This window comes from Streptomyces sp. NPDC004126 (genome assembly GCF_050275515.1).
Taxonomy (GTDB): domain Bacteria; phylum Actinomycetota; class Actinomycetes; order Streptomycetales; family Streptomycetaceae; genus Streptomyces.
Genome location: NZ_JBNNPF010000059.1, coordinates 1 through 26,275, shown reverse-complemented (window position 1 = coordinate 26,275; position 26,275 = coordinate 1). Strand labels below are relative to the sequence as shown.

18 protein-coding genes are annotated in these 26,275 nt (G+C 72.3%); 16 read left to right on the top strand and 2 right to left on the bottom strand.

Translation table 11 applies throughout. From position 1 onward, the window contains the following. The first annotated feature begins 1 nt into the window (after position 1). The 12 genes from mrdA to galE all read left to right on the top strand — a co-directional run bounded on the left by mrdA (position 2) and on the right by galE (position 18,503). Positions 2-2,164 carry a penicillin-binding protein 2 gene (gene mrdA, locus ACQKM2_RS34900; RefSeq protein WP_427716976.1) on the top strand — a complete coding sequence of 721 codons (2,163 nt, stop codon included), beginning with the start codon at positions 2-4 and terminating at the stop codon, positions 2,162-2,164. A gap of 9 nt (positions 2,165-2,173) precedes the next feature. Then, entirely contained in the window at positions 2,174-3,373 is a 1,200-nt protein-coding gene (rodA, locus tag ACQKM2_RS34895; protein WP_427716992.1) for a rod shape-determining protein RodA, read from the top strand. Positions 3,374-3,456: 83 nt separating this feature from the next. After that, the gene (locus ACQKM2_RS34890) at positions 3,457-4,980 is read left to right on the top strand and encodes a CHAD domain-containing protein (RefSeq protein ID WP_427716975.1); all 1,524 of its coding nucleotides are present in this window, start codon (positions 3,457-3,459) and stop codon (positions 4,978-4,980) included. Between the two features lie 75 nt (positions 4,981-5,055). Next, entirely contained in the window at positions 5,056-6,996 is a 1,941-nt protein-coding gene (locus ACQKM2_RS34885; protein ID WP_427716973.1) for a TIGR03960 family B12-binding radical SAM protein, read from the top strand. A gap of 98 nt (positions 6,997-7,094) precedes the next feature. Beyond that, positions 7,095-8,102 carry a hypothetical protein gene (locus ACQKM2_RS34880; protein WP_427716971.1) on the top strand — a complete coding sequence of 336 codons (1,008 nt, stop codon included), beginning with the start codon at positions 7,095-7,097 and terminating at the stop codon, positions 8,100-8,102. A gap of 109 nt (positions 8,103-8,211) precedes the next feature. Beyond that, complete coding sequence (locus ACQKM2_RS34875) at positions 8,212-8,991, top strand: TIGR03936 family radical SAM-associated protein (protein ID WP_427716970.1); 780 nt, start codon at positions 8,212-8,214, stop codon at positions 8,989-8,991. A 235-nt stretch (positions 8,992-9,226) separates the two neighbouring features. Beyond that, the gene (locus ACQKM2_RS34870; RefSeq protein ID WP_427716968.1) at positions 9,227-13,282 is read left to right on the top strand and encodes an Rne/Rng family ribonuclease; all 4,056 of its coding nucleotides are present in this window, start codon (positions 9,227-9,229) and stop codon (positions 13,280-13,282) included. 280 nt (positions 13,283-13,562) lie between these two features. Continuing rightward, positions 13,563-13,883, top strand: a complete 321-nt coding sequence (rplU, locus tag ACQKM2_RS34865; protein ID WP_007264039.1) for a 50S ribosomal protein L21 — start codon at positions 13,563-13,565, stop codon at positions 13,881-13,883. 13 nt (positions 13,884-13,896) lie between these two features. Next, on the top strand, positions 13,897-14,151 hold the full coding sequence (rpmA, locus tag ACQKM2_RS34860) for a 50S ribosomal protein L27 (protein WP_007264038.1): 255 nt from the start codon (positions 13,897-13,899) through the stop codon (positions 14,149-14,151). Between the two features lie 170 nt (positions 14,152-14,321). Further along, the gene (gene obgE, locus ACQKM2_RS34855) at positions 14,322-15,767 is read left to right on the top strand and encodes a GTPase ObgE (protein WP_427716966.1); all 1,446 of its coding nucleotides are present in this window, start codon (positions 14,322-14,324) and stop codon (positions 15,765-15,767) included. A 65-nt stretch (positions 15,768-15,832) separates the two neighbouring features. After that, positions 15,833-17,470, top strand: coding sequence for a glycosyltransferase family 2 protein (locus tag ACQKM2_RS34850; RefSeq protein WP_427716965.1), 1,638 nt, complete (start codon positions 15,833-15,835; stop codon positions 17,468-17,470). Positions 17,471-17,486: 16 nt separating this feature from the next. Next, the gene (gene galE / locus ACQKM2_RS34845) at positions 17,487-18,503 is read left to right on the top strand and encodes a UDP-glucose 4-epimerase GalE (protein WP_427716964.1); all 1,017 of its coding nucleotides are present in this window, start codon (positions 17,487-17,489) and stop codon (positions 18,501-18,503) included. A gap of 71 nt (positions 18,504-18,574) precedes the next feature. Here galE and ACQKM2_RS34840 read toward each other — a convergent pair whose 3' ends face one another. Both ACQKM2_RS34840 and ACQKM2_RS34835 read right to left on the bottom strand, forming a co-directional pair. Further along, complete coding sequence (locus tag ACQKM2_RS34840; RefSeq protein ID WP_427716962.1) at positions 18,575-19,756, bottom strand: glycosyltransferase; 1,182 nt, start codon at positions 19,754-19,756, stop codon at positions 18,575-18,577. After that, positions 19,753-22,623 carry a bifunctional glycosyltransferase/CDP-glycerol:glycerophosphate glycerophosphotransferase gene (locus ACQKM2_RS34835; protein WP_427716961.1) on the bottom strand — a complete coding sequence of 957 codons (2,871 nt, stop codon included), beginning with the start codon at positions 22,621-22,623 and terminating at the stop codon, positions 19,753-19,755. Before ACQKM2_RS34835 ends, ACQKM2_RS34840 begins: the two co-directional genes overlap by 4 nt. A 159-nt stretch (positions 22,624-22,782) precedes the next feature. Here ACQKM2_RS34835 and ACQKM2_RS34830 point away from each other — a divergent pair, with 159 nt between their 5' ends. From ACQKM2_RS34830 to ACQKM2_RS34815, 4 genes are all read left to right on the top strand, one after another. Further along, positions 22,783-23,766: a glycosyltransferase family 2 protein gene (locus tag ACQKM2_RS34830; RefSeq protein WP_427716959.1), complete on the top strand. Its 984-nt coding sequence runs from the start codon at positions 22,783-22,785 to the stop codon at positions 23,764-23,766. Next, positions 23,763-24,230, top strand: a complete 468-nt coding sequence (locus ACQKM2_RS34825) for a GtrA family protein (RefSeq protein WP_427716958.1) — start codon at positions 23,763-23,765, stop codon at positions 24,228-24,230. Before ACQKM2_RS34830 ends, ACQKM2_RS34825 begins: the two co-directional genes overlap by 4 nt. A gap of 93 nt (positions 24,231-24,323) precedes the next feature. Beyond that, positions 24,324-25,451, top strand: coding sequence for a glutamate 5-kinase (gene proB / locus ACQKM2_RS34820; RefSeq protein ID WP_427716956.1), 1,128 nt, complete (start codon positions 24,324-24,326; stop codon positions 25,449-25,451). Positions 25,452-25,497: 46 nt separating this feature from the next. Further along, positions 25,498-25,929 (top strand): hypothetical protein, encoded by a 432-nt coding sequence (locus ACQKM2_RS34815; RefSeq protein WP_386274904.1) that lies wholly within the window; start codon positions 25,498-25,500, stop codon positions 25,927-25,929. Positions 25,930-26,275: the final 346 nt, after the last annotated feature.

The following is a 26,275-nucleotide window of genomic DNA, read 5'->3' as shown; positions in this document are numbered from 1 at the left end:
CATGACCAACATTCCCGAGACCGGCCGCACCCCCCGGGTGCAGATCCGGCTCGTCATCATCCAGATCCTCGTCTTCTCCCTCCTCTTCACCCTCGGCGGCCGCCTCTGGTACCTCCAGATCCGCAACGGCCACGAGTACGCCGACGAGGCCCGCAGCAACCACGTCCAGCGCGTGGTGCAGCCCGCCGTGCGCGGGGACATCCTCGACGCCCGCGGCGTCCCCCTCGCCGACAACGAGACCCGCCTCGTCGTCTCCGCGTCCCGCACCGAGCTGATGCGGATAAAGGACCGGGGCAAGGCCGTCCTGACCCGCCTCGCCGGAGTCCTCGACATGAAGCCGCAGGACGTCATGGACAAGATCCGGCTCTGCGACTCCCAGACCCCCAAGCCCTGCTGGAACGGCTCCCCCTACCAGCCGATCCCCGTCACCACCGAGGCCACCACCCAGCAGGCCCTCCAGATCCGCGAACGCCCCGAGGACTTCCCCGGCATCACCGCCGAACCCACCGCCGTGCGCCGCTACCCGGCCGTCGGCGGCGGCCGCGCCGCCCAGGTCCTCGGCTACCTCTCGCCCGTCACCGACGACGAGATCCAGAAGGCCAAGAACACCGACTCGCCACACCTGCGCTCCGACCAGGTCGGCCGCTCCGGCATCGAGCGCACGTACGACAGGGAGCTGCGCGGCAAGGCCCAGGTGACCTCCTACGAGGTCGACAACCTCGGCCGCGTCATGGGCGAGACCAAGTCCGACCCCGGCATCGCCGGCTCCACCCTCGTCACCAGCATCGACGCCCGCGTCCAGGCCGTCGCCGAGTACGAGCTCGCCGAGGCGATGAAGGTCGTCCGCAACGAGACCGACAACATCACCGGCCGCAAGTACGAGGCCGACTCCGGTGCCGTCGTCGTCATGGAGACCAAGACCGGACGCGTCGTCGCCATGGCCTCCCAGCCCGACTACGACCCCAACGTCTGGGTCGGCGGGATCTCCGGCCAGGACTACGCCAAGTTCACCAGCAAGGACTCCAACTACCCCCTCCTCAACCGGGCCATCCAGGGCCAGGCCCCCGCCGGCTCCATCTTCAAGGTGGTCTCCGCCAGCGCCGCCGTCCGCGCCGGCTACGCCTTCGACGACAAGTACAACTGCAGCGCCTCCTACAACATGGGCGGCCGCAGCTTCGCCAACTTCGAGTCCAAGGGCCACGGCCCCATCACCCTCGGCGAAGCCCTCAAGTTCTCCTGCAACACCGTCTTCTACGCCCTCGGCCACAAGGAATGGCAGCGCGACGGCGGCCTCGAACCCAAGAACCCGCACGACTGGTTCTACAAGACCGCCCGCGAGTTCGGACTCGGCTCCGAGACCCACATCGACCTGCCCAACGAGGTCAGCGGCCGCATCCCCGACCGCCACTGGAAGCAGAGCTTCTGGGAGGCCAACAAGGACTCCTGGTGCAAGCAGGGCAAGAAGGGCGGCACCTACGTCGAGCAGATCGCCTACGAGAGCTGCCTCGAAGGCAACCAGCTCAAGGCCTACGACAGCATCAACTTCGCCATCGGCCAGGGCGACGTCCTCGTCACCCCCATCCAGATGGCCACCGCCTACGCCGCCATCAGCAACGGCGGCACCCTCTACAACCCCACCGTCGGCAAGGCCGTCGTCAGCCCCCAGGGCAAGATCGAGGAGATCAAGCCCCAGTCCCACGGCAAGCTGCCCATCGACGCCAAGACCATCGGCGACCTCGACAAGGGCCTGCGCATGGTCGTCGAACCCGGCGGCACCGCCGCCTGGAGGTTCATCGGCTGGCCCCTGGACAAGTACCCGCTGCGCGCCAAGACCGGCACCGCCCAGGTCTACGGCAAGCAGACCACCTCGTGGCTCGCGACCTACACCGACGACTTCACCATCGTGATGACGATCTCCCAGGGCGGCACCGGCTCCGGCGCCTCCGGCCCCGCCGTCCGCAACATCTACAACGCGATGTACGGGCTCACCATGGACGGCAAGGAGACCGGCAAGGCCCTCCTGCCCAGGCCGCAGGCCCAGCTGCCCACCGTCCACCCCGACGGCACCATCGACAACCCCGAGATCAAGCCGTACGTGCCCCCGTCCCCGGAGGAGCTGGCGCCGCCCGCGCTCGCCGGCCCGCCGCCCCTGCGGCATGACTGAGACGTGATGATGCAGACCGCGAACAACTTCTCCGTATCCCGGTACGCGCCCCAGAAGGGCACGCTCGCCCGGCTGACGGCCCGCGACTCGGTCCTGCGCCGGCTCGACTGGCCGATACTGCTGTCGGCGCTCGGCCTGTCCCTGATCGGCGCCCTGCTCGTCTGGTCCGCCACCCGCCACCGCGACACCCTCAACCAGGGCGACCCGCAGTACTTCCTCTGGCGCCACCTGCTCAACACCGGCATCGGCCTCGTACTGATGATCGGGACGGTCCTCCTCGGCCACCGCAACCTGCGGGGCGCCGTCCCGGTCCTCTACGGCCTCTCGCTCGTCCTCGTCACCGCCGTGCTCACCCCGCTCGGCGCCACCATCAACGGCGCCCACGCCTGGATCGTCATCGGCGGCGGCTTCTCGCTCCAGCCCTCGGAGTTCGTGAAGGTCACGATCATCCTGGTGATGGCGATGCTGCTGGCGGCCCGGGTCGACGCCGGCGACCTCGAACACCCCGAGCACCGCACCGTCGTCAAGGCCCTCTGCCTGGCCGCCGCCCCCATGGGCATCGTCATGCTGATGCCCGACCTCGGGTCCGTCATGGTGATGGTCGTCATCGTGCTCGGCGTGCTGCTCGCCTCCGGCGCCTCCAACCGCTGGGTCCTCGGCCTGATGGGCGCCGGCACGGCCGGAGCCGTCCTCATCTGGCAGCTCGGCGTCCTCGACCAGTACCAGATCAACCGCTTCGCCGCCTTCGCCAACCCCGAGCTCGACCCCTCCGGCGCCGGCTACAACACCAACCAGGCCCGCATCGCCATCGGCGGCGGCGGCCTGACCGGCTCCGGCCTGTTCAAGGGCCCGCAGACCACCGGACAGTTCGTCCCCGAACAGCAGACCGACTTCGTGTTCACCGTCGCCGGAGAGGAGCTCGGCTTCGTCGGCGGCATCCTGATCCTCGGCCTCCTCGGCATCGTCCTGTGGCGCGCCTGCATGATCGCCCGCGCCACCACCGAGCTGTACGGCACCGTCGTGGCCGCCGGGATCATCGCCTGGTTCGCCTTCCAGGCCTTCGAGAACATCGGGATGAACCTCGGCATCATGCCCGTCGCCGGCCTGCCGCTGCCCTTCGTCTCCTACGGAGGATCGTCGATGTTCGCCGTCTGGGTGGCCATCGGCCTCCTCCAGTCGATCAAGGTGCAACGGCCCCTGTCGGCCTGACGCACACGCGGTGCGGAGGGAGGCTTTCCGCCGGCCGCCGAGGCGGCCTCCCCCCGCGCACCGATCCGGACTAGATTCGGTCCATGGCGGACACGAAGCGCGAGATCGAGCGGAAATTCGAGTTCACGAAGCCCAAGGCGGAGCGGCGCGGAGTCCCCGACCTCACCGGCACGGCCGGCATCGCCGCCGTCGTCGACCGGGGCGTCACCGACCTCGACGCCGTCTACTACGACACCCCCGACCAGCGGCTCGCCGCCGACGGCCTCACCCTGCGCCGCCGCACCGGCGGCCACGACGCCGGCTGGCACCTCAAACTCCCCGTCGCCCCCGGCGTCCGCGACGAGGTCACCGCCGCCCTCGGCGACACCGTCCCCGGCCCGCTCGCCGCCCTCGTCCGCTCCCGCGTCCGGGACCGCGCACTCGAACCCAGGGTCCGCCTCCGCTCCTCCCGCCGGACCAGCCACCTCCTCGGTGCCGACGGCGCACTCCTCGCCGAACTCACCACCGACGCGGTCACCGCCGAACACCGGGACACCACCGCCACCTGGACCGAGGTCGAGGTGGAACTCGCCGACGGCACCGACCCCGGCCTCCTCGACGCCGTCGAAAAGGCCTTCGGGAAGGCCGGGCTCAAGGTCTCCGACGCCCCCTCCAAACTCGCCCGCGCCCTCGCCGAGACCGGCGACCAGCCCCCCGCCCGCCCCGGCCCCGACCCGGCCGGCGAGGGGACCACCGGCGCGCACGTCCTGGCGTACCTGCGCGAACAGGTCGACGCGCTGATCGCCCACGACCCCGCCGTCCGCCGCGACCAGCCCGACGCCGTGCACCAGATGCGCGTCGCCTCCCGCCGCCTGCGCAGCGCCTTCAAGACCTACCGCAAGGTCCTCGACCGCGAGGCAACCGACCCCATCGGCGAGGAACTGCGCCGGCTCGGCACGGAACTCGGAGCCGACCGCGACCGCGAAGTCCTCCACGAACACCTCCGGACCGCCCTCGACGGCCTCCCCCGCCCCCTCCTCGCCGGACCCGTCCGCAGGCGCCTGCGCACCTGGAACACCACCCGCCGCTCCGCCTCGCGCCGCCGCGCCCTCACGGCCCTCGACAGCCCCCGCCACCTCGCCCTCCTCGACACCCTGGAGGCCCTGCTCGCCGACCCGCCCCTGCTGCCCGGCGCCGCCAAACCCGCCGGCAAGGCCCTCCCCGAGGCCGTGCTCCGCGACTACGCCAGACTCGCCTCCCGCGTCGACCACGCCCTCTCCCTGGACCCCGGCCAGGAGGCCGACCACGCCCTGCACCAGGCCCGCAAGGCCGCAAAACGTGCCCGCTACGCCGCGGAAGCCGCCGAAGCCGCCCTCGGGAAACCCGCCGCGAAGTTCGCCAAGGCCGTCAAGGCGGTCCAGAACCTGCTCGGCGAACACCAGGACAGCGTCGTCGCCCGCACCGCCCTGCGTGACCTCGCCCACCAGGCCCACGGCGCCGGCGAGCCCTCCTTCACCTGGGGCCTGCTCCACGGCCGCGAGGAGGCACGCGCCGAACGCTGCGCCCGCGACCTCCCCGCCACCTGGGCCGAGGCCGCCGACCCGGCGCTCCGGGCCGCCCTGGAGTGATCATGTGGCCAGGAGGATCCGGGCCTCAAGGTACGCTTGAGAGTCGCCCCCTGCCCGCTTCACGAAAGTCGCGTGATGTCCGAGTCGGTCTTCCCACAGCTCGAAGCTCTGCTCCCGCATGTGCAGAAGCCCATCCAGTACGTCGGTGGTGAGCTCAACTCCACCGTGAAGCCGTGGGAGTCCTGTGACGTCCGCTGGGCGCTCATGTACCCGGACGCCTACGAGGTGGGCCTGCCCAACCAGGGCGTCATGATCCTCTACGAGGTGCTGAACGAGCGCGAGGGCGTCCTCGCCGAGCGCACGTACTCGGTGTGGCCCGACCTGGAAGCCCTGATGCGCGAGCACCAGGTGCCCCAGTTCACCGTCGACAGCCACCGCCCCGTCTCCGCCTTCGACGTGTTCGGCCTGTCCTTCTCCACGGAGCTGGGCTACACCAACATGCTCACGGCGCTGGACCTCGCGGGCATCCCGCTGGAGGCGAAGGACCGTACGGTCGACCACCCCATCGTGCTCGCGGGCGGCCACGCGGCCTTCAACCCCGAGCCGATCGCGGACTTCATCGACGCGGCCATCATCGGCGACGGCGAGCAGGCCGTCCTCGACATGACCGAGATCATCCGCACCTGGAAGGCCGAAGGCCGCCCCGGCGGCCGCGAGGAGGTGCTGCTGCGCCTCGCGAAGACCGGCAGCGTCTACATCCCGGGCTTCTACGACGTCGAGTACCTGGAGGACGGCCGCATCGGCCGCGTCGTCCCGAACCGCTCCGGCGTTCCGTGGCGCGTCTCCAAGCACACCGTCATGGACCTCGACGAGTGGCCCTACCCCAAGCAGCCCCTGGTCCCGCTCGCCGAGACCGTCCACGAGCGCATGTCCGTGGAGATCTTCCGCGGCTGCACCCGCGGATGCCGTTTCTGCCAGGCCGGCATGATCACGCGCCCCGTGCGGGAGCGAAGCATCACCGGCATCGGCGAAATGGTCGAGAAGGGCCTCAAGGCGACGGGCTTCGAAGAGGTCGGCCTGCTCTCCCTGTCCTCCGCGGACCACACGGAGATCGCCGACATCGCCAAGGGCCTCGCGGACCGCTACACGGACGACAAGGTGGGCCTGTCCCTCCCGTCGACCCGCGTGGACGCGTTCAACGTGGACCTGGCCAACGAGCTGACCCGCAACGGCCGCCGCTCCGGTCTGACCTTCGCCCCCGAGGGCGGCTCCGAGCGCATGCGCAAGGTCATCAACAAGATGGTCTCGGAAGAGGACCTGATCCGCACCGTCGCCACCGCCTACGGCAACGGCTGGCGCCAGGTGAAGCTGTACTTCATGTGCGGCCTGCCGACCGAGACCGACGAGGACGTCCTCCAGATCGGCGACATGGCGGTCAACGTCATCGCCAAGGGCCGCGAGGTCTCCGGCCAGAACGACATCCGCTGCACGGTCTCGATCGGTGGATTCGTCCCCAAGCCGCACACCCCCTTCCAGTGGGCCCCGCAGCTCTCGGCGGAGGAGACGGACGCCCGCCTCGGCAAGCTCCGCGACAAGATCCGCGGCGACAAGAAGTACGGCCGCTCCATCGGCTTCCGCTACCACGACGGCAAGCCGGGCATCGTCGAGGGCCTCCTCTCGCGCGGCGACCGCCGCATCGGCGACGTCATCCGCGCGGTCTACGAGGACGGCGGCCGCTTCGACGGCTGGCGCGAGCACTTCTCGTACGACCGCTGGATGCAGGCGGCGGAGAAGGCCCTGCCGGCGTACGGCGTGGACGTGGCCTGGTACACGACCCGCGAGCGCACGTACGAGGAGGTCCTGCCCTGGGACCACCTGGACTCGGGCCTGGACAAGGACTGGCTCTGGGAGGACTGGCAGGACGCCCTCGACGAGACCGAGGTCGAGGACTGCCGCTGGACCCCGTGCTTCGACTGCGGCGTCTGCCCGCAGATGGACACCCACATCCAGATCGGCCCCACGGGCAAGAAGCTGCTCCCGCTGAGCGTGGTGGGCGGCGCCTCCCCGAAGGCGTGACGTGACGTCCGATGTCCCCCTGCCGCCCGGCAGGGGGACATCGGCGTTCCCGGGGCCGCCGGCGCAACGGAAGCGCGGGTTCTGGTGTCCTTAGCGGCATGCAGATGGAGAAGGCGCAGGCCGCGCCGGGTGGGGACGGGTGTCTGACCGGGGTGGTCAGGGTGCCCGTGAAGGTCGTCGCCGTGCTCGTGGTGTTGCCGGTGCGGGCCCTGTGGGACCTGCTCGTGCTGGGGGCGCGCGGTGCGCAGAGGCACGTGCTGGCGCCGCTCGGCAGGGGGGCCGGGTGGGTGCTCCTCCAGACGTGGCGGTACCTGCTGCGGCCGTTGCTGCTCGTCCTCTTCTACTGGCCCTGGGTGGGTCTGTGGCGTTATGTCGTCGTGCCCGTCGCCGGCGTGCTGTACCGGTACCTGCTGCGGCCCCTCGGGCTGGGCACGGCCTGGCTGTGCGTGGCCTTCGGGCGGTACGTGCTGGTGCCGGCCGGGACCGGGATCGCGTGGCTGCTGCGGCACGCGGTGGTGCTCCCGTCGGGCTGGCTGTACCGGGAGGTGCTCACCCCGGTCGGGCACGGGCTGCGGTGGCTGGTGCGCGGGCTCGGCTTGCTGCTGTTCGTCTGGCCCTGGGTGGGCGCGTGGCGGTATGTGCTGGTGCCGCTCGGGCAGGGGCTGGTCTGGGTCGGGCGGTACGTGTTCGTACCGGCCGGGCACGGGCTGGCCTGGGTGGGGCGGTACGTGCTCCTGCCGCCGCTCTCCCTGCTGTACCGGTACGTGCTCCTGCCGCTCGGGGAGCTCCTCGCCGGCGCCTGGCACATCGCCGGCCGCATCACCCGAGCCCTCGGCCGCGGCCTGCGCCGGCTGTGGCGCGGCTGGGTCGCCCGGCCCGCCGCGTGGGTGTACCGGCAGGTGGCCACACCCGTCGGGCACGCCGTGCCCGAGGTGTGGCGCACCTCCCGCGCCGCGGTGCGCGAGGCGCGGGCCGAGGTGCGCCGCATGCTGTTCGGAGGGCCGCCGGGGGAACCGGCGAGGTCACGGGCGCGTACTCTGGGTAGTACGACAGCCGCCGACGCGGCACCCGCTCCCGAGATCTCCCCGCGCAAACGGCGGGGGTGAGCCGGACGGGTCGACAGACCTCAGGGCGGCGCGCGAGCCGCGACGCCCCGCACAAGGAGAAGAACCACTGGGCAAGCGACAGCCCGAAGGCCCGCCTCCCGCACCGGTGGTGCAGCGCATCCGACTGCGCTACACCAAGCGTGGCCGCCTCCGGTTCACCAGCCACCGAGACTTCCAGCGCGCGTTCGAGCGCGCCCTGCGCCGCGCCGAGGTGCCCATGGCGTACTCGGCGGGCTTCACCCCCCACCCCCGCGTCTCGTACGCGAACGCCGCTCCCACCGGGACCGGCAGCGAGGCCGAGTACCTGGAGATCGGTCTCGCCCAGCACCGCGACCCCGAGAAGCTCCGCGAGCTGCTCGACGAGTCGATGCCGGTCGGCCTCGACATCGTCGACGCCGTCGAGGCCCGGACCTCCGGGCTCGCGGACCGGCTGACGGCCTCCGTCTGGGAGCTGCGCCTGGAGGGCGTGGAGCCCGCCGAAGCCGCGCGGGCCGTGGAAGTCTTCCTCGCCGCCGAGGCGGTCGAGGTGCAGCGCCGGACCAAGAACGGCATGCGGACCTTCGACACCCGCGGCGCCGTCGTCAGTCTCGAAGCCCTTCCTGCCCAGGTTGATAGGCCGCTGGACAATGCCTGTGCGATACTGCGGCTGGTTGTTCGGCATTTGACACCTGCCGTGCGACCCGACGACGTCCTGTCCGGTCTCCAAGCTGTGGCCGACCTGGCGCCGCCGGTCCCCGCAGCGGTGACCAGGCTGGCGCAGGGGCTCTTCGACGAGGAGTCCGGCACGGTGACCGACCCGCTCGCGCCCGACCGCGAGGCTGTCACGGCCGCCCCACCCACGGCCGCCGTGAACGCCGACGCGAAGGCGCCGGAAGGTCCCGCCGCGTAAGGACCGTCGTCGTCGCGCCGCCCTGGAACTCGGGAGCCACCTGGGTCGGGCAGCGCACTGACCTGAAGACTTCCGCCAGGCCGTACGGACAACACGTACGGAACCGGCGGTCATGGACTACAGCTCCCGTGTGGCGAACGCGCCCCGGAGGCCGGCTCCGCGCCCCATCGTGCGGAGCCGTGCCGGACCGGATGTCAGCCGCGGCGCCCGGGAGCGTGACGGGAGAACCGCCCGCATGCTCGACAACGAGAACGACAACACCCCCGCCGCCGACAGTGGCAGCCCGAGCGACAACCTGCCCCCGCGCAGGCGTCGCCGCGCGGCTTCCCGGCCGGCCGGCCCGCCCGGCGGCGCCGCCGCCGAGGCGCCCGTAGAGGCCGCGCCCGCCGCCGCTCCCGCGCCGGCCGAGGAGGAGGCTCCGGCCGCTCCCGCGCCGCGTACGCGCCGTCGTGCGACCCGTGCCGCCACCGCTCCGGCCGCCGTGGCCGAGGCCGCCGAGGTCGTGGCGGAGGCCGCGCCCGCCGCCGCTCCGGCGCCGGTTGTGGAGGAGGCTCCGGCCGCTCCCGCCCCGCGTACGCGTCGCCGTGCCACCCGTGCCGCCACCGCTCCGGTCGCCGAGGCCGCCGAGGCCGTGGTGGAGGCCGCCCCGGCTCCCGCGCCGGTCGTGGAGGAGGAGGCTCCGGCCGCTCCCGCCCCGCGTGCCCGTCGCCGTGCCACCCGTGCCGCCACCGCTCCGGTCGCCGAGGCCGCCGCCGAGTCCGCCGAGGCCGTGGCGGAGTCCGCTCCGGCTCCCGCGCCGGTCGTGGAGGAGGCTCCGGCCGCTCCTGCGCCGCGTACGCGTCGTCGTGCGACCCGTGCCGTCGCCGCTCCGGTCGCCGTGGCCGAGGCCGCCGAGGTCGTGGTGGAGGCCGCTCCGGCTCCCGCGCCGGTCGTGGAGGAGGAGGCTCCGGCCGCTCCCGCGCCGCGTACGCGTCGTCGTGCGACCCGTGCCGTCGCCGCTCCGGTCGCCGTGGCCGAGGCCGCCCCGGTCGTCGAGGACGAGGAGGAGGCCGAGGAAGAGGTGCAGGCCGTCGCGGAGGAGGCCCCCAAGGCCGCCACCCGCGCCGTCACCGTCGCCGACGCCGTGGACGCGCCCAAGCGCGGCCGCCGCCGTGCCACCCGCGCCTCGGCCCCCGCCGCCGCGCAGGCCGCTCCGGCCGCCGCCGAGCCGGAGGCCGCCCCGAACCGCGCCGCGCGCCGTGCCGCGCGTCCGGCCGTGGCCGTGTTCCAGGCCCCGGTCTTCGCCGAGCCGATGTTCCAGACCCCGGAGACCGCGGCCATGGCCGCCGCGGCCGCTGCCGCCGCCGCCACGACGGAGGAGGCCGAGGAGGAAGAGGCCGAGGCCGCCGCCGAGGTCCAGGCCCCCGCCGCGCAGCCGGCCGGCCGTCGTCGCCGCCGTCGCGGTGCCGCCGAGCCCGTGGCCCCGGCCGAGCCGGAGCTGGTGGAGGAGGAGCCCGAGGCCGAGGCCGACGGGTTCGACGAGGACGAGGCCGACGAGTCGGACGAGCGCCCGTCGCGCCGCCGCCGTCGCGGTGGCCGTCGCCGCCGTCGCGGTGAGGCCGCCGACCTGGACGAGTCCGCGTACGAGGAGACCGAGGGCGAGGCCGCCGCGCAGGAGGCCGAGCCGCAGGAAGCCGACCAGGACGAAGAGGACGAGGACACCGAGGAGGCCCTCGGTTCCACCTCCAGCCGTCGTCGCCGCCGTCGTCGCCGCCGCAGCGGTGACGGTGCCGTCGAGGTCGAGGCGGGCGAGGAGGACGGTGTCCGCACCGTGCTCAAGGTCCGCGAGCCGCGCCCGGCGCGCGAGAAGGCCGAGCCGTCCGACGAGGTGCAGTCCATCAAGGGCTCGACCCGTCTGGAGGCGAAGAAGCAGCGCCGCCGCGAGGGCCGCGAGCAGGGCCGACGCCGCGTGCCGATCATCACCGAGGCCGAGTTCCTGGCCCGCCGTGAGGCCGTCGAGCGCGTGATGGTCGTCCGCCAGTCCGGTGAGCGCACCCAGATCGGCGTCCTCGAGGACAACGTGCTCGTCGAGCACTACGTCAACAAGGAAGAGGCCACCTCGTACGTCGGCAACGTCTACCTGGGCAAGGTCCAGAACGTGCTGCCGTCGATGGAGGCCGCCTTCATCGACATCGGCAAGGGCCGCAACGCCGTCCTGTACGCCGGTGAGGTCAACTTCGAGGCGCTCGGCATGGCCAACGGGCCGCGCCGCATCGAGTCCGCCCTGAAGTCCGGCCAGTCGGTCCTGGTGCAGGTCACCAAGGACCCGATCGGCCACAAGGGTGCCCGTCTGACCAGCCAGGTCTCGCTGCCCGGCCGCTACCTGGTGTACGTGCCCGAGGGCTCGATGACCGGTATCAGCCGCAAGCTGCCCGACACCGAGCGCGCGCGTCTGAAGACCATCCTCAAGAAGATCGTCCCCGAGGACGCGGGCGTCATCGTGCGCACCGCCGCCGAGGGCGCGAGCGAGGACGAGCTGCGCCGCGACGTCGAGCGTCTGCAGGCGCAGTGGGAGGACATCCAGAAGAAGTCGAAGCAGATCACGACCTCGTCGCCGAGCCTGCTGTACGGCGAGCCGGACATGACGGTCCGCGTCGTGCGCGACATCTTCAACGAGGACTTCTCCAAGGTCATCATCAGCGGTGACCAGGCGTGGGAGACCATCCACGGCTACGTGTCCCACGTGGCCCCGGACCTGGCCGACCGGCTGTCCCGCTGGACCTCCGAGGTCGACGTCTTCGCGACGTACCGGATCGACGAGCAGCTCGCCAAGGCGCTCGACCGCAAGGTGTGGCTGCCCTCGGGCGGCTCCCTCGTGATCGACAAGACCGAGGCGATGATCGTCATCGACGTCAACACCGGCAAGTTCACCGGTCAGGGCGGCAACCTCGAGGAGACCGTCACCAGGAACAACCTGGAGGCGGCCGAGGAGATCGTGCGCCAGCTGCGGCTGCGCGACCTGGGCGGCATCGTCGTCATCGACTTCATCGACATGGTCCTGGAGTCCAACCGCGACCTGGTGCTGCGGCGCATGCTGGAGTGCCTGGGCCGGGACCGGACCAAGCACCAGGTGGCCGAGGTCACCTCGCTGGGCCTGGTGCAGATGACCCGCAAGCGGGTGGGCCAGGGTCTGCTGGAGTCCTTCTCCGAGACCTGCGTCCACTGCAACGGCCGCGGTGTGATCGTGCACATGGAGACCCCGACCGCGGTCGGCGGCGGTGGCAACGGCAAGCGCGCCAAGCGCCGCGGTGGCCGCGCCGTGGAGCACGAGCACGAGCACGGGCACGAGCTGGAGACGGCCGGGACCGCCGAGGCCGAGGTGCTGGAGGCCGAGACCGAGGCCGAGGTGGCCGCGGAGCTCGCCGCGCCGCGCGCCCTTCCGGAGCCGGCGTTCGTGCCGGACGAGGAGCTGTACAGCAGCCCGGCCGAGGCCGAGGCCGCGGCGGGCATCAGCGGGCGTCGCAACCGTCGCCGCGCCACCCGCAAGGCGACCGCTCCGGCGGGCGCCCCGCGCGGTGCGGAGCGGTTCGCCGCCCCGGCGCCGGCCGCCCCCGCGCCGGTGGTCCCGGTGGTGGAGGCGGAGCCGGTCACCGAGCCCGCGGACACGGTGCTGGAGCCGGCCGCCGAGGTCGTCGCCGAGGCCGTGGAGGCCGCCGAGACCGCCCCGGCCGCCCCGGCCGCGCCGGTGGAGGAGGCCGCGCCGAAGGGCCGTACCCGTCGCCGGGCGACCCGCAAGGCGACCGCCCCGGAGCCGGAGCCCGTCGTGGCCCCGGAGCCCGTGGTCGTGGCCGAGCCGGAGCCGGTCGCCGAGCCCGTCGCCGAGGAGCCGGCCGTCGAGCCCGAGCCCGTCGTCGCCGAGACCCCGGCCGAGCCCGTCGCGGAGGCCGCCCCGGCCCGTCCGCGCCGTCGCGCCGTCCGCAAGGCCACCGCGCCCGCGGGTGCGGCCGAGGCCGCCGTCGTGGTCGTCGAGGCCCCGGCCGCCGAGCCCGTCGCGGAGGCCGTCCCGGCCGAGGCCCCGGCCGCCGAGGCCGAGGCCGAGGCTCCGGCTCCCGCGAAGAAGGCCGCCCGCAAGGCTCCGGCCAAGAAGGCGGCCACCACGGCGAAGAAGGCTCCGGCCAAGAAGGCCGCGGCCGCCAAGAAGACCGTCGCGAAGAAGGCGACGGCCAAGAAGACCACGGCGAAGCGGGCCACGAAGAAGACCGCGGCGGCGGAGCAGAGCGCTCCGTCCGTCACGGCTCCGACCGAGGCCTGATCCGTTCCGTGACCGTGGACCCCGCCTCCGGGCGGGGTCCACGGTGCTGCGGGGCCCGGTTTGACCCTCCGGAACCAGCCCCGTAACCTAGACCGTCGGCGTGTCTTGGACGATTTTCCGTTCAGCGCGCGTCGCGCTCCTGAGCACCCTCCTCCCGCACGACCGCGCAAGCGGCCGGGTCACGGGAGAGGCCGCTCGTCCAATCCGGATCACCGTGGGCCCCGGCCCGTGTGAGCGGCTGGCTTCAGGAGCATCCGTCCCGAGTGAGAGAGAGATCCGCGTGTACGCCATCGTGCGCAGCGGTGGTCGCCAGCACAAGGTTGCTGTCGGCGACATCGTTGAGGTTGACAAGATTTCCACTGCCAAGGCTGGCGACACGGTCGAGCTCTCGACCCTGCTCGTTGTCGACGGCGACGCCGTGACCAGCGACCCGTGGGTGCTGGCCGGGATCAAGGTCACGGCCGAGGTCGTGGACCACACCAAGGGCGCCAAGATCGACATCCTGCGCTACAAGAACAAGACCGGCTACCGCCGTCGCCAGGGTCACCGCCAGCAGTACACGGCGATCAAGGTCACCGGTATCCCCACGGCTGCGAAGTAAGAGGGACTGAGACATGGCACACAAGAAGGGCGCATCGTCCACCCGGAACGGGCGCGATTCCAATGCTCAGCGGCTCGGCGTGAAGCGCTTCGGCGGTCAGGTCGTCTCCGCCGGCGAGATCCTCGTCCGCCAGCGCGGCACCCACTTCCACCCGGGTGCGGGTGTCGGTCGCGGTGGCGACGACACGCTGTTCGCGCTGCTGCCGGGTGCGGTGCAGTTCGGTACGCACCGTGGCCGCAAGGTCGTCAACATCGTTCCGGCCGCCTGATCCAGCTCCTGCTGAATCTCAAGCGTTCGTAACACCCCGAGGGCGGATCTCAGCTCTTCCCGGCACACGCCGGGAAGAGAGGTCCGCCCTCGGCGCGTTGTCACATAGACACGTTTAATGGGCAGCAAGGCCTGCCCGGGACATTCCCGTATGTATCTGGAGGAACACCCATGACCACCTTCGTGGACCGCGTCGAGCTGCACGTCGCCGCGGGTAACGGGGGCCACGGCTGCGCCTCCGTACACCGGGAGAAGTTCAAGCCGCTCGGCGGACCCGACGGCGGCAACGGCGGCCGTGGCGGTGACGTCATCCTGGTGGTGGAGCAGGCGATCACCACCCTGCTGGACTACCACCACAGCCCGCACCGCAAGGCCACGAACGGCAAGCCCGGCGAGGGCGGCAACCGCTCCGGCAAGGACGGCCAGGACCTGGTCCTGCCCGTGCCGGACGGCACCGTCGTCCTCGACAAGCAGGGCAACGTCCTCGCCGACCTCGTCGGCCAGGGCACCACGTACGTGGCCGCCGAGGGCGGCCGCGGCGGCCTCGGCAACGCCGCGCTCTCCTCCGCCCGCCGCAAGGCGCCCGGCTTCGCCCTCCTCGGCGTCCCCGGTGACAGCGGCGACATCGTCCTGGAGCTGAAGACCGTCGCCGACGTGGCCCTCGTCGGCTTCCCCAGCGCCGGCAAGTCCTCGCTGATCTCGGTGCTCTCCGCCGCCAAGCCGAAGATCGCGGACTACCCCTTCACCACCCTCGTCCCGAACCTGGGCGTGGTCACCGCCGGCTCGACCGTCTACACCATCGCCGACGTCCCGGGCCTGATCCCCGGCGCCAGCCAGGGCAAGGGCCTCGGCCTGGAGTTCCTGCGCCACGTCGAGCGCTGCTCCGTCCTCGTGCACGTGCTGGACACGGCCACCCTGGAGACCGACCGCGACCCCGTGGCCGACCTCGACGTCATCGAGGAAGAGCTCAAGATCTACGGCGGCGGCCTGGAGAAGCGTCCGCGCCTCGTCGTCCTGAACAAGGTCGACATCCCCGACGGCCAGGAGCTCGCGGACATGGTCCGCCCGGACCTGGAGGCCCGCGGCTACAAGGTCTTCGAGGTCTCCGCGGTCGCCCGTACGGGTCTGAAGGAGCTCTCCTACTTCCTCGCCGAGGTCGTGGCGAAGGCGCGCGCCCGCAAGCCCAAGCAGGAGGCGACCCGCATCGTCATCCGCCCGAAGGCCGTGGACGACGCCGGCTTCACCGTCACCTACGACGAGGTGGAGGACGTGTACCGGGTGCGCGGCGAGAAGCCGGAGCGCTGGGTGCGCCAGACCGACTTCAACAACGACGAGGCCGTCGGCTACCTCGCCGACCGGCTCAACCGCCTCGGTGTCGAGGACGCGCTGAGGAAGGCCGGCGCCAAGGCGGGCGACGGCGTCGCGATCGGTTCCGAGGAGAACGCGGTCGTGTTCGACTGGGAGCCGACCGTGATGGCCGGTGCCGAGATGCTGGGCCGCCGCGGTGAGGACCACCGCCTGGACGCTCCGCGTCCGGCGACCCAGCGCCGCAACGAGAAGGAAGCCCGGCGCGGCGACTCCGCCCAGAAGGAGTACGACGAGTTCCGCCCCTTCTGACCGGGCGGGGGCGGCGGAGGGCCGGTTTGAAGTCGGCTTTACACCGTTCGCCTAGGATCCTGCGGGTGAGCAGCAGCCATTCCAGCAGTGACACCGCCGCGGGCCCCTCGGTCTCGGTGGTGGTGATCGCGTACAACGACGCCGGGCTCGTGGGCGAGGCCGTCTCCTCGGCCCTCGCCCAGGGCCCGGTGGTCGCCGAGGTCATCGCGGTGAACGACGCCTCCTCGGACGGGACCGCCGGCGTGCTGGACGAGCTGGCGGCGGCCCACCCGCGCCTGCGGGTCCTGCACCGCACGGAGAACAGCGGCGGCTGCGGCACCCCCCGCAACGACGGGATCGCCGCCGCGACCTCCCCGTACGTCCTCTTCCTCGACAGCGACGACGTCCTGCCGCCGGGCGCCGCCGAGGCGCTGCTGCGGGCCGCCGAGGAGCACCGGGCGCCCGTCACCGTCGGCGCGTGCGTGCGCCGCGAGCTGCCCGAGGGCCGCGAGGTGCCCTGGATGCCGGGCCTGTACACGCCGGGCGAGGTCGTCGAGCGGCCCGCCGACCGGCCCGAGCTGGTCCGCGACACCCTCTGCGTCAACAAGCTGTACGAGCGCGCCTTCCTGGAGAAGCACGGGATCCGCTTCCCCGACGGCCGGTTCGTGTACGAGGACTTCGTCTTCACCTCGCGGGTCCTGGCCGCAGGGCCGCGGATCGCGGTCGTCGGCGACCTCGTCTACGTGTGGCACGTGCGCCGCAGCGCCGCCCAGGTGTCCATCTCCCTGGACCGCAAGGACGTCGGCAACTGGCGTTCCCGCGTCGAGGCCCACCGCACCGCCTCCCGCACCCTCGCCGCCGCCTCCCCGGAGCTGGGCCGCGCCTGCCAGGTGAAGTTCCTCGACTACGACCTGCGGATGTACCTGCGCGAGCTCGGCAAGGACCCGGAGTACCGGGCCGCCTGGTGGGCGCTGACCCGCGAGTACCTGGCCGGCTTCGACCCCGCCGACACCGCCGCCGCGCCCGCCCGTGCCCGCTGGGCGGCCGGGGTGCTGGCGGCCGCCGAGACCCCGCCCGCGGACGTGGAGCGGCTGATGCGGTTCGCCGCCGAGCCGGCCCGGCTGCTGCCCCCGTACGCGCGTGACGCGGCCGGGGCGCCGGTGTGGAGCGCGGAGCTGCCCGTGCCGCTGGACGGGCTCGACGTCCTGCCGGTGGCGGAGCTGCCCGTCACCGTCGACGCCGAGCCCGCCGGGGCGGGGGCGCTCCGGCTGCGGGTCCGAGACCTGTACGGGCGGCTCGCCGGGGCCGGTCCGCAGACCGTCCAGCTGAGCTTCCCGCCCCGGGCCGGGGGCGATCCCGTCCTGCTGCGGCCGGTGGAGCTGCGGCCCGCCGCCGACGGGGACGGGTGGAGTGCCGAGGTCCCGTTCAGGCCGGCCGCGCTGGCCGCCGAGGGGCGCCGCCGGGGGCTGCGCGGGATGCAGGCCTGGGACGTCCGGGTGGGCGTGCGCTGCGCCGACGGGAGCTCCCTGCACACCTCCCTGCGCCCCCTGGGCGGTCTGCTCCGCCGCAGGGCCCTGCCCAGCAGCCGGTACGGTGTTCTGCTGGCGCAGCCCTACCGCACGGCCGCCGGAGCGCTGGCCGTGCGCCTCGCGCCCGGTGCCGGGGGCGCGCTGACCTTCGTACGCAACCGCCTCGACCGCGCCCGCACGCGCAGGTCACGCTAGAGCTCGGGAGATACGCATGACATTTCTGATCACCGGTGGCGCCGGCTACATCGGCGCGCACGTCGTCCGGGCGATGCTGCTCGCGGGTGAGAAGGTCGTGGTCTTCGACGACCTTTCCACGGGCCGGGAGGACCGCGTTCCGGAGGGCGTCCCGCTGGTGACGGCCTCGGTGCTGGACCGCCTCGCCCTGGACGAGGCCCTCCGCGAGCACAAGATCACCGGCGTGGTGCACCTGGCGGGCAAGAAGCAGGTGGGCGAGTCCGTCGAGAAGCCGCTGTACTACTACCGCGAGAACGTGCAGGGCCTCACGGTGCTGCTGGAGGCCGTGGCGGCGGCGGGCATCCGCAACTTCCTGTTCTCCTCCTCCGCCTCCGTGTACGGGATGCCCGACGTGGACTCCGTCACCGAGGAGACCCCGTGCAAGCCGCTGAGCCCGTACGGCGAGACCAAGCTGGCCGGCGAGTGGCTGGTCCGCGCCGCCGGCAAGGCGCACGGCATCTCCACCGCCTGCCTGCGCTACTTCAACGTGGCCGGCGCGGCGGCCCCCGAGCTCGCGGACACCGGGGTCTTCAACCTGGTGCCGATGGTCTTCGAGCGCTACGACGCCGGCGAGGGCGCCCGCATCTTCGGCGACGACTACCCGACCCCGGACGGCACCTGCATCCGCGACTACATCCACGTGGAGGACCTCGCGGACGCCCACGTGGTGGCGGCCCGCAGGCTCGCCGAGTGGGGTGCGGCGGGGGAGTACAAGGACCTCACCGTCAACATCGGGCGCGGTGAGGGCGTCTCCGTCAAGGAGATGGTCGAGCTGCTGAACGCGGGCACCGGGCACACCTACGCGCCGGTCGTCACCCCGCGGCGCCCCGGTGACCCGGCGAAGGTCGTGGCCTCGGCCGACCGGATCGCCTCCGAGCTGGGCTGGAAGGCGCGGCACGACGTCCGCGAGATGATCACCTCGGCGTGGGCAGGCTGGGAGGCCAACCGCGCGGCCGGCCACCGGGACCACCACCGGGACGTCCACAAGGTCTGAGCACCGCGTACGCGAAGGGCCCCCGCCCCGGACCAGGTCCGGGGCGGGGGCCCTTCGCGTACGCGTGCGGGTCAGCGCTCCAGGAAGGCGAACAGCTCTTCCCACCGGTCGGTGATCTCCGCGGGGGAGTAGCGCCGCACGCTGCGGAACGCCTCGTCGCCGAGGGCCTCGCGGGTCTCGCGGTCCGACATGAGGGTGTCCAGGTGCCCGGCCAGCTCCATCGTGTTGCCCAGGCGGGCCAGCAGCCCGTCCGCGCCGTGCCGCACGATCTCCCGTACGCCCGGCGCGCAGTCGAACGCGGCCACGGGCAGGCCCGCGGCCATCGCCTCCAGCAGGGTGATCGGGAAGCCCTCGGCCCGGGAGGCCTGCGCGAAGACGGACGCCCCGCGCAGCGCGCCCAGCACGTCGGAGGTGCTGCCCATCCACTCCACGGAGTCGTCCAGGCCCAGCGAGGTGCAGTGCGCCCGCAGCGTCGCCTCCTCGGTGCCCGCGCCGTAGATCCGCAGGGTCCAGTCCGGGTGGTGCGGCGCGGTGTCCGCCCAGGCGTCGAGCAGCAGGTCCACGCCCTTCTCGAAGGCGAGGCGGCCGACGCTCGCGACGACCTTCTCGGTGCGCGGGGCGGGGGAGTCCGGCATGAACGGCAGCGGGTTCGGCATGCTGGCGACGTTCTCCATGCCGGCCCGGATCCACAGGTCCGCGTCCTCCGGGGTGAGCACCAGCAGCCGGTCCACCTCGGGGTAGAAGCGGCGGACCCGCGCGCCCCGGGTGGAGGTCTGGCTGGCCTCGAAGGACTCGTGGCTCATGCCGATGACCGACAGGCCCTTGGTGTCGGAGAGGGCCACCCACTCCATCGCCCACACCTGGGTGACGATGACGACGGCGCCGGGCCGGGCCGCCCGGAACAGGGCGTTCAGCGTCTCCGCCTTGGCGCGCATGCCCGCCCGGCGGGCGGCCTGCCGGCGCCGCTCCGGGGCGTTGAGGCGGCCCTTGATGCCGCGCAGGCGGCGGGCCCGGGGCGGGTGGGTCTCGTACAGGGTGGTCATCTCGTACGGGAGGCCGTCCGGGAGCTGCTGGCGGACCTCCTCGGCGACGGGGGCGATGCCGACGATGTGCACCCGGTGGCCCCGGTCGGTGAAGAGCCGGGCCATCTGGTGCGACCAGGTGGTCACGCCGCCGAGCTCGTCCACGCTGTTGGAGACGATGAAGACGTCCCGGCCGCCCTGCGCCGCGGGTTCCTGGGGCTGCTGGGTCACTTGCCGCTCCTGGTGAAGAACTTCTCTACGATCCGGCGGGCCGCGTCCCCGCGGTCGTATTCGCCGAACTCGGCGAGGAAACGCTGGCGGGCCTCCGCGTACTTGGCGTCGGCCTCGTCGAAGGCGGCGACGGCCTGCATCAGCTCGTCCGCCGTGGCCACGACGGGGCCGGGCGCCTTCTCCTTCAGGTCGAAGTAGGTGCCGCGGATGTCGGTGGAGTACTTCTCGTAGTCGTACGCGAAGAACAGCATCGGCCGGTCCAGCACCGCGTAGTCGAACATCACGGACGAGTAGTCGGTGATCAGCCCGTCGGCGAGCGCCAGCAGCGGGGTGATGTCGTGGTGCCGGGACACGTCGACCACCCGGCCCGCCACCGACGGCGGCAGCGAGGCGCTGTTGAGGTAGTGGGTGCGCACCAGCAGCGTGAAGCGGTCGCCGAGCCGGTCCGCGAACTCCTCCACGTCGAAGGGGAACTCGAAGCCCTCCACCGTGCCGTCCGCGCTCGCCCGGAACGTCGGCGCGTACAGCAGCACCCGCTTGTCCGGGTCGATGCCCAGCTCGGCGGCGAGCGGCCCGCGCACGCGCTCCCCGCTCTGCGCCTCGGCGCGGTGGGCCTCGACCAGGGCGTCGTTGCGCGGGTAGCCGGTGCGCAGCAGCACCTCGTCGCGCAGCCGGAAGCCCTTGGCGAGGGTGCGCACGTCGTGCTCGGAGCGGATCAGGAAGTGGTCGAAGCGGTCGACGGCCTTCTGGAAGCGGTCCTGCGCGACCTTGCCCTGCGCCTTGGTGCGGGGCTCGTGGAAGCCCATGCGCTTGAGTGCGGAGCCGTGCCAGGTCTGGATGTACGTGGTGCCGGGGCGCTTGGTCAGCGCCAGCGGGAAGCCCTGGTTGTCCACCCAGTACTCGGCCTGGGCCAGCGCCCGCAGGTACTGCCAGCTCCAGCGCTTGACCAGGGTGGCCTGCTCGGGGAAGCCGGTGGGCTTGGCGCCCGCGTAGGACCAGATCGCCTCGAAGGGGGCGCCCTGGCGGACCAGCTCCTCGTAGATCGCCTTGGGGCTGTCGCTGTACTGCTTGCCCATGTGGCTCTCGAAGACGACCGTGCCCTTCTTGACCGGCAGCTTCGAGAAGACCTCGTGGTAGACCTTCACCTTCTGCTCGCCCGAGCCGATGTTGCGGCGGGCCTTCAGGGCCCGGCGCAGGCTGCGCTTGACCAGGCCGGCGGCCTTGCCGTGCATGGCGCTGCCCAGCAGGGTCTGGGTGCGCACGGCCGCGGGGCCCTCGGCGGTCAGGACGTAGGAGAGGTTGCCCTTCTTGGTCACCTCGGGTTCGAAGCGGTCCGAGACCAGCCGGGTCAGGCGCGGGCGCACCCGCAGCCGGGCCGCCGACTCCAGGTCGACGCCGCCGACCGAGACGCGGGTGGTCAGCTTGTCGCCGCCGGCCGTCAGCTTCAGGCGTACGTCCCAGACGGCGTCGATGATGCCGAGGGGGCGGACGGTGCTGCCGATGTCGGCGGTGGCGGTCCACTCGATCGTGCTACCGGCGTGGCGCACGGTTGCCACCGGGAAGCTGAAGGAGCGGACCCCGATCTGCCGGCGGGCCCGGAACTCCAGGGAGGCCTTCAGCCCGGTGCCCTCCTGGATGCGGCCCAGGGGGTTCACGACGGTGCCGGACAGGGTGACGGTGCCGCGCCCGTCGTCCTCGTACGAGGTCAGGCGGTTGCCCAGGGCCAGGGAGGACAGCGGGGCCGTGTGGAAGCCCTGGCCGGTGACGTCCAGTATCCGGCGGCCCTCGGCGTCGTCGAGGTGCTCGGCGCACCAGTAGACCCGCCCGTCGCGCTCGGCCAGCGGGGAGGACAGCCGGCCCTTGTTGGTCATCGCGTCGGCGGCCGGGAGGAGGTTCTTCCAGTCCTCCTTGCCGAGCAGGTAGGCGCAGATGGCCTGGAGGTACGTGACGTTCTCGTACGCGGCCGGGTCGATGCCGGCGAGGTAGCCGTTGGCGAGCCGGGCGAACTCCTGGCGGTAGGCGTCGCCCAGCAGCGGCAGGTCGCGCAGGTGCAGCACGAGGTCGTGCTTGAGGAACTTGGCGTCCTTCGCGGTCTTGATGGCCGTGTGGCCCTTGGCCGCGAGCAGCTCGTCGACCCGGCGGTGGATCTCCATCCGGTGGACGAAGTTCGCGATCTCGTGGCGCCGGTTGCTGATCGACTTGGCGGCGGCCTTCTCGACCACGTTCCAGTAGTAGACGTGGTTCGGGATCAGCGTGATGCGGCGGGCGGCGACGTAGGCCTGCGCCGAGAACAGCAGGTCCTCGTAGTGGATGCCGACCGGGAACTCCAGGCCCTGCTCCAGCAGGAAGGCGCGCCGGTAGCACTTGTTCGTGGAGAGGGTGTCGTAGACCAGCAGGTCCGGGTACTCGGTGATCGACTCCAGCGTGCGGGTGCGGGAGTAGATCCACGGGTACCACTCGGTGGTCTTGCCCCACCGGTTGTCGAGGTGCACGCGCACGCACATGCCCGAGACCAGGTCGGATCCGGTCCGCTCGGCGGCCGCCAGCATGTTCCGGCAGGCGTTGCGGTCCAGGACGTCGTCGCTGTCCAGGAACATGACGTAGGTGCCGGTGGCCTGCTTGATGCCGTGGTTGCGGGGGGCGCCGCAGCCGCCGCTGTTCTCGGGCAGCTGGAAGGCGCGCACCCGCCCCGGGTTCGCCGCTTCCAGCTCCCGGGCGACCGCGTACGAACGGTCCTTGCTGCAGTCGTCCACGATCACGACCTCGACCCCGTGCAGGGTCTGGTCCAGAACCGACTGGACGGCCGCCGGCAGACGCTCTGCGTCGTTGTAGACGATGACGACCACGGAGACGTCAGGCACGTGCACCTCGATCCTTTCGTTCCATTCCGCTTATCCCGTCAAAGCTACCGTGTGCCGCACGCGACTCGGGCAGGCCGACCACCGGCGTGCATACTTCTAAGGAAGAGGTGAGTGGCGGGTCCGGTCGCCGACAATCACCCGTTAGGACGCCAGCAGGAAGTGCTCATGACCAAGCTGTCGGTAGTTGTCCCCTGTTACAACGAAGAAGCCGTCATCGACCGGTTCGACGCCGAGATCCGCAAGGTGCTGGACGCCCTGCCCGTCGAGTACGAGGTCTGCTACGTCGACGACGGCAGCCGCGACGGCACCCTCGGAAAGCTCCGCAAGATCGCCGCCGAACACGGGGAACAGACCCGCTACGTCTCCTTCAGCCGGAACTTCGGCAAGGAGGCGGGCATGCTCGCCGGGCTCCGCGAGGCCACCGGCGACGCCGTGGTCATCATGGACGCCGACCTCCAGCACCCGCCGGAGCTGATCGCGACCATGCTGGAGCACTACCGGCAGGGCCACGACCAGATCATCGCCCGGCGCACCCGCGAGGGCGACAAGAAGGTCCGCTCCGCGCTCAGCCGCCTCTACTACCGCGGGGTCAACCGCTGGGTCGACGTCGAGCTCACCGACGGGGTCGGCGACTTCCGCATGCTCTCGCGGCCCGCCGTCGACGCCCTGCTCGCGCTCCCCGAGTACAACCGCTTCTCCAAGGGCCTGTTCTCCTGGATCGGCTTCGACACCGTCCACTTCGACTACCAGAACGCCCAGCGCGAGGCGGGCGAGACCAAGTGGAAGTTCGGGTCCCTGCTGAACTACGGCATGGACGGGCTGATCTCCTTCAACAACAAGCCGCTGCGCCTCGGCATCTGGCTCGGCGTGTCGCTGGTCGCGCTGACCGGCCTGTACGCGCTGTGGATCACCGTCATGGCGATCACCAACGGGATCGACTCGCCCGGTTACGTCACGCTCGTCGCGATGATCGCCGGCATCGGCGGCATGCAGATGATCATGCTGGGGCTGATCGGCGAGTACATCGGCCGCATCTACTACGAGACCAAGCGCCGCCCCCACTTCCTGGTCAAGGAGGCCCACGGCGCCGACGCCGAGCGGATGCCCGGCATCTCCGAAGCCGTGATCGCGGAGCGCAGCCGCCGATGAGCGACCACAGCCGGCGCGACCAGCTCGGCCAGATCATCCGGTTCGCCCTGGTCGGAGGCGTGAACACCGGCACCTTCTTCGGCATCTACCTGCTGCTGCACCCCTGGATGCCCTACTTCGCCGCGTACACGCTCGCCTTCGTGCTGTCGATGATCGGGTCGTTCTTCATGAACACCTACTTCACCTACCGCACCCGGCCCACCTGGAAGAAGTTCCTCCTCTTTCCGCTGACGAACGTCACCAACTACGTCATCCAGTCCGCCGGCCTCTACGCCCTGGTCAGCTGGGCCGGCATGGACACCCGCATCGCACCGCTGGTCGCCGCCGTCGTCGCCATCCCGTTCACCTTCCTGCTCTCGCGCAAGATCCTCATCCCCGGCACCGGAGCCGCCGGAGCCGCCGGAGCCGCCGGCTCGGCCGCCGGCGAGGGCCCGGCGCGGGACCGCTCCTCGTCCACGGTCTGAAACCGGCGGGCGGGCCCGCCGCCCCACCCCGTAGATTGGGCCAGTCGGTCGGCCAATCAGCGGGCCATCGGGTTCTGTGGTGAGGGGAAAGACGTGTCAACGGCTAGGCAAGGTGTCGTGGACGCCCGCAGGATCGTGGTCAAGGTCGGCTCCTCCTCCCTGACCACCGCGGCGGGCGGACTCGACGCCGACCGGGTGGACGCGCTGGTCGACGTACTCGCCAAGGCGCGCAGCGGCGGCGAGAAGGAGATCGTCCTGGTCTCCTCCGGAGCCATCGCCGCCGGCCTCTCCCCGCTCGGCCTGGCCCGCCGCCCCAAGGACCTCGCCCGGCAGCAGGCCGCCGCCAGCGTCGGCCAGGGCCTCCTCGTCGCCCGCTACACCGCCTCCTTCGCCCGCTACGGCATCCGCGTCGGCCAGGTCCTGCTGACCACCGACGACACCAGCCGGCGCGCCCACTACCGCAACGCCTACCGGACCCTGGACCAGCTCCTGGCCATGGGCGCCCTGCCGGTCGTCAACGAGAACGACACCGTCGCCACCGACGAGATCCGCTTCGGCGACAACGACCGGCTGGCGGCCCTCGTGGCCCACCTCGTCCGCGCCGACCTCCTCGTCCTCCTCTCCGACGTCGACGGGCTGTACGACGGCGACCCGTCCCTGCCCGGCACCACCCGCATCGCGGAGGTGCGCGGCCCCGAGGACATCGCCCACGTCTCCATCGGCAGCGCCGGCAAGGCGGGCGTCGGCACCGGCGGCATGGTCACCAAGGTCGAGGCCGCGCGGATCGCCGCCGCCGCCGGGATCCCCGTGGTCCTGACCTCCGCCAGCCACGCCGCCGACGCCCTCGCGGGCCGCGAGACCGGCACGCACTTCCACGCCACCGGCCGCCGCTCCGCCGACCGGCTGCTGTGGCTCCAGCACGCCTCCACCCCGCAGGGGCACCTGGTCCTCGACGACGGCGCCGTCCGCGCCGTCACCGAACGCGGCAGCTCCCTCCTCGCCGCCGGCATCGCCGCCGTCGAGGGCGACTTCAGCGCCGGCGACCCCGTCGAGCTGCGCGCCGCCGACGGCCGCGCCGTGGCCCGGGGCCTGGTCAACTTCGACGCCAAGGAACTCCCGCAGCTCCTCGGCCGCTCCACCCGCGAGCTTGCGCGGGAGCTCGGACCCGCGTACGAGCGGGAGGTCGTCCACCGCGACGATCTGGTGCTGCTGCAGGGCTGAGGTTCGGGAAAACCGCCGCACGGCGGGCCGGGGACTGGTCAACTGTGTGGGGCGGACACGCGTAGCGCAGACAGGAGGCGGGCTGGTGAGACGAGCGCTGACCAGCGTGGGCGGCGGCGGGGACGAACAGGCCGAGACCTCCCGCCTGTGGCACATCACCCTCAGCGTCTCCGGCAAGCCGGCGCCGCTGTCCGAGGTGCGGCGCGGGCTGGAGCAGCTCGCGCACGACCACCCCTTCCTGCTGACGAGCCGGTACGCCGACGACCACGCGGAGATCCGGTACTGGGAGGAGGCCCGCGACCTCCACGACGCGGCGGCCGTCGCCCTGCGCCTCTGGGGCGAACACCGCTCGACGGCGCAGCTGCCGCCGTGGGAGATCGTCGGCCTGGAGGTCATCGACCGCCCCACGTACCACCAACGCGTGGCAGAGGGCTACGGCCCACCCCCGGCCCACCCCGTGGGCGTGCACCCCTACTAGACGCGCCGCTCGCGCGGCTCGGCGCCGGGGCGCCTCCCCGGCTTCGCGGTGCTGCGCCGGACTCCGTCCGTCGGGGCCGGGGCGGGGCCGGTTCCCGGTGCCGGTAGGTCGGGTGTGGGTGGGTGTGCCGCTGCGCGGGCTGGGTCCCCTACCCGCCCTTCCACCGTTCCCAGGGGCTCCGCCCCTGACCCCGATACCGGACGCTGCGCGACCGGTGCGCTCAATCGCCGCGCGGGCTGGAATTTCGCTGCGCGAAATCCAGCCCCGCCGGCGTTTGAGGCGCGGGGGTCTGGGGGGGGGGGGCCCCGACAGGGGGGGCGGGGGGTGGGCGGGGGACGGGGGTAGG